At 51.2% G+C, this 6,909-nt stretch carries 5 protein-coding genes; 4 read left to right on the forward strand and 1 reads right to left on the reverse strand.

Features of this window, described 5'->3' with window-relative positions; all coding sequences use genetic code 11:
* Positions 1–51: 51 nt before the first annotated feature.
* From AB1656_04060 to AB1656_04075, 4 genes are all read left to right on the forward strand, one after another.
* A complete protein-coding gene (locus AB1656_04060; GenBank protein MEW6234537.1) occupies positions 52–1,020 on the forward strand; it encodes a glycosyltransferase family 9 protein in 969 nt (322 codons plus the stop codon).
* The gene (locus AB1656_04065) at positions 1,001–1,762 is read left to right on the forward strand and encodes a hypothetical protein (protein ID MEW6234538.1); all 762 of its coding nucleotides are present in this window, start codon (positions 1,001–1,003) and stop codon (positions 1,760–1,762) included. The genes AB1656_04060 and AB1656_04065 overlap by 20 nt, the downstream gene beginning before the upstream one ends.
* Positions 1,763–2,116: 354 nt before the next feature.
* Positions 2,117–5,206, forward strand: coding sequence for a glycosyl hydrolase (locus tag AB1656_04070; protein ID MEW6234539.1), 3,090 nt, complete (start codon positions 2,117–2,119; stop codon positions 5,204–5,206).
* A gap of 65 nt (positions 5,207–5,271) precedes the next feature.
* Positions 5,272–6,285: a hypothetical protein gene (locus AB1656_04075; GenBank protein ID MEW6234540.1), complete on the forward strand. Its 1,014-nt coding sequence runs from the start codon at positions 5,272–5,274 to the stop codon at positions 6,283–6,285.
* A 142-nt stretch (positions 6,286–6,427) separates the two neighbouring features.
* On the opposite strand, the gene AB1656_04080 is transcribed toward AB1656_04075, so the two are convergent.
* The coding region (locus AB1656_04080; GenBank protein ID MEW6234541.1) for an alpha-galactosidase at positions 6,428–6,909 on the reverse strand (482 nt) is incomplete at its 5' end.

Consider the following 6,909-nt stretch of genomic DNA (forward strand, 5'->3'; position numbering starts at 1 on the left):
CTCGTCATCAAACTTGGTGCGGCGGGCGACGTTCTGCGTACGACGGCTCTCTTGGGTTCGATCAAGGAACTTTATCCCCGCTCCCACATTACATGGATATGCGGGCGCAGGAGTTTTTCGCTCATCCGGCATATCAGCGTCATCGACCGTCCGCTGCCGTTTACGTATGAAACGATGGCGATTCTCGATCACGAAAGATACAATCTCTGCATCAATTTCGATCTAGCGGTGGAGGCTACCGCTTTGGCGGCGCGCGCTCAGGCGGAAATGTATAAAGGATTTGGACGCCAACGAGACGGCGCGGCCATCGCTTTGAATCCTGAGGCGGAAACATGGCTAGAGATGAGCCTATGGGACGACAAGAAGAAGGCTAATCGCCTTACCTACCAAGCGCATATGCGGCGAATCCTGGGCGCGCCGGAAGTCAATCACCCCATCCTCGCAACGCGCCTGCCGGAAAAACAAGAGAAGGCGCGGTTATTCGCCTATGCGCATGGCCTGGATCGTAGCCGTCCGCTCATTGGCTTCAACGTCGGCGCGGGCGACCGCTGGCAGCATAAAAAATGGACGGTGGAAGGTTTCGTCCGGCTGGGGGAACTCCTGCGCGAAGAACTGGACGGACGCATCATGATCCTCTACGGCCCGGCGGATGCGGCGCGAGCCAGGGAAGTTATGGCGGCTATGACGGTTCCGTTTGTGGACGCCGGGCTGCGCGCTTCCGTGCTGGATTTTTTCCCTGTCCTCGATTTGTGCGATGTAGTCGTCACGGGAGATACGCTGGCTTTGCACGCCGCTCTGGGATTAGGCAAGAAAGTCGTATGCCTGGTTGGTCCCACATCGGCGGCGGAGCTGGAACTTTATGGACAGGGCATTATCCTAATGGGAGATATCGATTGCCTGGGATGCTATCGGACGAGATGCGATAAAGACCCTTTATGCATGAAACTTTTGAGTCCCAACGCCGTTTACTCCGCCGTAAAGGAGTTGATCGAAAAAAATCATGACCCGCTTAGTCCATGATCCCAAAACGAGTTGGCGCAACCATCAGCGCGTGCGATTCATTAAAGGATTTTATCGCACCCGCCGCCAGTTGTTGGACCTTATCGATCGGTTCGAGAAAAAGGGAGATATTTCGCATGAAATCATCGATAAACTTTTAGAGACCAACTTCCGCGAATTGAAAGACCTCTCCCACATTCTTTACCGTCCTCAGAACAAGCGGCAAAGCGATCATAACAACCAGCGTCTCTTCGATAAAATCCTGGGAACGCTGTGGCATGAACTGGATAAGGCGCGCGACAATATCCGGCTGTTGGAAATTTATTCCAATTACGTCGAACCGGAAAACGGGACTCCCTTAAAATCGCTGAACCGCCTCGACGATCAAATCCTCAAAGGCGCCAAAAAAGATTTGCCGCGCCAATTGCGGCGATCCAAGAAACTGATAGAGGAATTGCTTCCCCTTTTCGAAAAAATCATTCCTCTCTACAAAGGCAACGAAATCATCTTGCGGACTCTCTATTTTTCCCGCCAACAACTGGACAGCCTTTGCAAACCCTCGACGGTGGAGTATTTTTTCCCCTTGCTTCACGGCAGCGTCGCCACGGGGTATTTCATGCTGATCCGTTCGCTCGTCGAATCCCGGCATTTTCAGGAAGCGGAAAAAGCGTTGGAGGCCATGCGCCGTTGGACGGCTTCGGATCCGTCCAACCGCATGGTTCTGGAAGAAGCGGAAATGGTATTGCGGCGAGCGAATATTTGATCCCCTTGCGATTCGTTTCGAATTATGGTTTGTTTTAAGGACGCGGCGTATGCCGTTCGGGAAATCGTTGCGTCCGGGAGGAAATTATAGGTTAGAGCGTTTAAGGATTGGGTAGATGTTGTTCTCAAATCGTCAGAATCAGGATGGCCAGGATTCACAGGATTCACAGGTTATAAAATATCCTGGTCATCCTTTCATCCTGGATATCCAGACAATGGCGACGCGCAAAAAATGACATTGGCCTCCGCATCTCTTTAAACGATCCAGCCTATCTATGCAATCTTGAAACGTTCTAATCCGTCTCGATATCCGCCATTTCCTAAAAAGTCCACGCAAAAAATAAGGAGTCGCATTATGAGCATCGTTACGATTTTTCTCGCCGCCGTCATCGGAGCTTCAACGGGGAATCCGCTCGATATTCACCCCATGCAGCGGGAGCAGATCCTGAACGCCTTCTCTCATCCCCCCGCCGTATTCGGGACGGGACCGCTCTGGGTGTGGAACGATCGCATGACGGAAGAGATCGTCATTCGCGATTTGGAATCGCTGAAGCAGCAGGGAGTGTTGCAAGTCTTCGTCCATCCCCGGCCGGGATTGATGACGCCGTATCTATCGGACGAATGGTTTGATTTGTTCGCCGTCACCATCCGGGAAGCGGAGAAGCGGGGGATGCTGGTTTGGATTTACGACGAAAACTCTTATCCGTCCGGATTCGCCGGCGGTTTCGTTCCCGCGAAAAATCCGGACTATTCCGGGCAAGGGCTGCAAATGGCGCAGGCAGATGTTTTCGATCCCAACAATGCCCCCAAGAATCTTATCGCCGTCTTCGAATTGAAGGATTCGGGCGCGGTAAATATAACGGATAAAGCCAAGCAGGCGCAGGAGCCGCTCAAAGGCCAATTCGCCGTTTTTTCGACGAATCGAGCCGGGAATTCTCCCTGGTACGGAGGATATTCCTACGTGGACTTGATGAAGCCGGGAGTAACGGAATCGTTCCTGGAAATAACGCTTGAGCCATACCGCAAACATTTTGGAGATCAATTCGGAAAGATGATTCTCGGCAGCTTCACCGACGAGCCGCATATCCGTCCCGCCGGTGGATGTCCCTGGACGGACGATCTGCCGCAGCGTTTTCAAGAACGATGGGGCTATTCCCTGCTCGACAACCTGGCGTCTCTCTACCTCAAGACGGGAGATTGGAAAAAAGTCCGCCATAATTATTACTATACGATTTTGGATCAATTCAACCTGCATTGGGGAAAGCCGTATTCGGAATTCTGCGAGAAGAACAACCTGGCGTTTACGGGACACTATTGGGAACACGACTGGCCTCATAATATATCCGTCCCCGACAACATGTCACTCTATCAATGGCATCAGGTTCCCGCTATCGATTGCCTAATGAATCAATACCGCGAAGACGTCCACTCCCAGTTCGGCAACGCGCGCTCGGTTAAGGAGCTGGCGAGCGTCGCCAACCAACTGGGGCGCAATCGCAAACTCTGCGAAACCTATGGGGCGGGCGGTTGGGACCTGCGTTTCGAAGATATGAAGCGAATCGGGGATTTTCTTTATGTACTTGGCGTCAATCTGAACAATCAGCATCTGACTTACTCCACCCTGCGCGGGGCGCGAAAGCGCGATCATCCCCAGTCTTTTTCCTATCATGAACCTTGGTGGGAAGCCTACAATATCTCCGCCGATTATTTCGCGCGTTTGTCCCTGGCGCTGTCGAGCGGCGATCAAATCAATAAAATTTTGCTTATCGAACCGACAACGACCTCATGGATTTTGCAGACGCCTTCCTTCAACGATCCCGCACTCAAAGAATTGGGCGATCAGTTCCAATCTCTAGTCAATTTATTGGAAGACGAACAGATCGAATACGATATCGGCAGCGAGGATTTGATCGAGCGTTACGGCGCATCCGAGAATAATGGCCTTCGCGTCGGCCAACGGCTGTACTCTCTCGTTGTGATCCCGGAAGGAATGGAAAATATCAACGGCAAAACGTTGGAACTATTGCAATCGTGCGGCGGGAAATTGATTTTATTGGGAAATGAGCCGCCAACTTTGGTTTATGGTTCGCCGTCGGATGCAGGAAAGAAACTATCGCAACGAAACGGCAAATGGCTGAAAATGGAGCGCGGCGAACTCGCGAGGCATCTGCGAGAGGAGACGCCGGACGCGCCGGTCTTTACTCGCGATCAAGAACATAAAGGAATTCTTTTCCATCAACGGCGCGTTTGCGAAGACGGGCGGATTTTGTTCCTGGTCAATACCAGCTTGGACGGAAACAGCGCAGGAACCTTCACGATTCCTGGCGGCAAAGTGGAAAAGTTGAATCTGGATTCGGGAAAGAACGAGAACTATTTCTATACTCAAGAAGAGGGCAAGATTCAATGCTCCTTCGATTTGCCGCCCGCCGGAAGCTTGCTGCTCTTCATTTCCAACGAAAAAAGATCGCCGGTTTGCGTGGAACAGAAGCCTCGCGCGGCCATTGCGCCCATCGGCCCCGTCAGCGTCCTCCGGGCGGAGCCGAACGTCTTGACCGTGGATTATTGCTCTGTTTCCGCCGCAGGCGAAAAATTGGAGAAATCGTATTTCTATCAGGCGCAGCAATTCGTTTTCCAAAAGAACGGGATGCCGCAGAATCCTTGGGACAGTTCGGTTCAATTTAAGGATCAACTCATTACCAAGACGTTTCCGCCTGAATCCGGTTTTACCGCCGAATACGCCTTTACCATCGACGGCCAGGTTCCGCAAAATCTATGGTTGGTTGTCGAGCGTCCCGATTTGTATGAAATCCAATGCAACGGCAAAACCGTGAAAGCGACGCCGGGCGCATGGCATCTGGACGTCCAGTTCGGAAAGATCGATATTCATGCGGCGGCGCAGACAGGCGCCAATTTCATTACTTTAAAAGCGCAGCCGATGACCATCTATCACGAGTTGGAATCGATCTACATCCTAGGCGATTTCCGGCTCGCCGCCGTCGATCCCGGTTTCGCAATCCTCCCTGAAACGGCGCTTTCGCTGGGCGCCTGGTCGAAGCAAGGAATGCCGTTCTACGCTTCGGGCGTGGTTTACCGGGAAAACTTCCCCGTGGAGAAGAAAGAGGGCGGGTATACCGTCTCGCTGGGCAAATGGTATGGCAGCGCGGCGAAAGTCTGCGTAAACGGCGAGTTGGCGGGCTATATCGGCTCGCAACCGTGGGAGATCGACGTTACGTCCTTTATCCGCGAGGGAGAGAATAGAGTGGAAGTAACCGTCTTCGGAACCCTGAAAAACACGCTCGGCCCCCATCACAACAACCAGCCCCTCGGTTCGGCCTGGCCGGGAATGTTTCGCAACGGCCCCAAAGGCGGACAGCCCAACGGCAGCGAATACAGCGTTGTGGAGTATGGGTTGTTTGAGCCTTTTAAACTGATGAACGCTGAGTAATGAATAATGAATGAATGCCGGATGGGGCGAGTTTTTCGCCCCATCTTTTTTATGAGTAATTCATTATGACTAACAAACGGAAAATACGATCCATAATGTTGTTTGGCGCGGGTTTATTGATGGGCATTGCTCTAACAGCGCAAGTTCCCAATATGTTGAAACTTCAACGGGTACGGCAACATCATCCCGATTACTTGCCGGGCGCGCTTGTCAAAACGGATCGTCCATACGATGTGGCTATCGCCGGAAGAGGCTATTTTTGTTTTAGCGGTCCAAACAAAACGACGCTCTACAGCCGGATTTCCAATTTAACGTTGGATAAAACCGGTAATATCGTTAATAAATCCGGATTTCTACTTCAACCGGCCATTCAAGTTCCAAGCGATGCCATTCGGATTGAAATCTCGCCGGATGGAATGATTACCGCCTTTGATCATTTATCTCAAGATAATGGAATAGGACAAATTCTACTCGCCTGTTTTCCGAATTCTGAGGGATTGAAACCGGTGGACGTTGCCTTTTTTGGAGAGACAGAGAAATGCGGTCTGCCGACTTTCTCGATGCCTGGAGATGGAGGAGTTGGCTTTTTATTGCAAGGCTATCAGTTGCTCTCAAGCATTCCCCCAAATACGCCCTCCCATCTGATCATCAATGGACCTTATTACAATGGCCCGAACGACGAACAACAGGAGCCGTTGATCGAGACGGGGAGACTATGGGATTTCGGCGTTGAAGGACCAGGCTTTGCGGCTGTAACGTTAGGCGATGGAAGAACAGCTTACACGCGATATCTTGATTATTCTTTGAGCGACTATGGAGAAGTAGTAAAGAAATTTCCTATGGTTATGGGATTGCAGGCAGGCATTCCATTGGAGCCATCCGTCAAGAAAGATGATTTTCGGATGGAATCGATTCCCCTTTATCGATTTTCGTCGCCGGAAAATTTGCATTATTATATGAAAGGAATCTATCTGGAGACCGATCGTTCCGGTCAACCGAAAAAATGCGAGCAAGGGAAAGATGGAACCGGAATTATTAAGCGCGGATTTCTCAATCAGGTTTCATGCCATGAGCCTTAAGGATATTTTAAACCACTGTCAGAGTAATTGATGGATCAAATAAAGAGACTCATCCTGCTATTCGATTTACTTAATTCAAATAGGGGCGTAAGGCCATATTGCCCTACGCCCCTATTTTTAACTTACTCTTATTAATCCACCCTCACTCCTTCACAGGAAACAACTGCACCAGCGCCGCGCCGTGCGGATTGACTTTCGCTGTGTAGGCGTTTTTGAAAGTTCCGACATCCTTCTGCCGCCAGAGATCGCGAACTCGGTATTGGCCTTTGATCCCCAAATCCTTCCAATCGGCGGTTACGTCCGCCGCGGGCAGGAAGGTATAATCCAAATTGAACAGTCCTACGGCGAGCGAGCCGTCTTCCATTGCTTTCGCCCAAACTTGATGGCGATTTTTCTTCGCGACGCAGGTTGCCTGCTTGCCCAGCGGATCTTGATCCACGGCGAGCACTTCGTCGTTGGTCAGTAAATTCAAGGTGAATTCGTCGAATTGCGTCATATCGCAGCCGATGAGCAGCGGGGCGGACAACAGGCACCAAAGGCTGATATGCGTATATTGTTCGTCCGGCGTCAAACTCGTAGGATGAAGATTGGGACCCCAGCCGACCAAACCCACTACCAGCATAT

This window comes from Candidatus Omnitrophota bacterium (assembly GCA_040755155.1).
In the GTDB taxonomy this organism is placed as follows: domain Bacteria; phylum Hinthialibacterota; class Hinthialibacteria; order Hinthialibacterales; family Hinthialibacteraceae; genus JBFMBP01.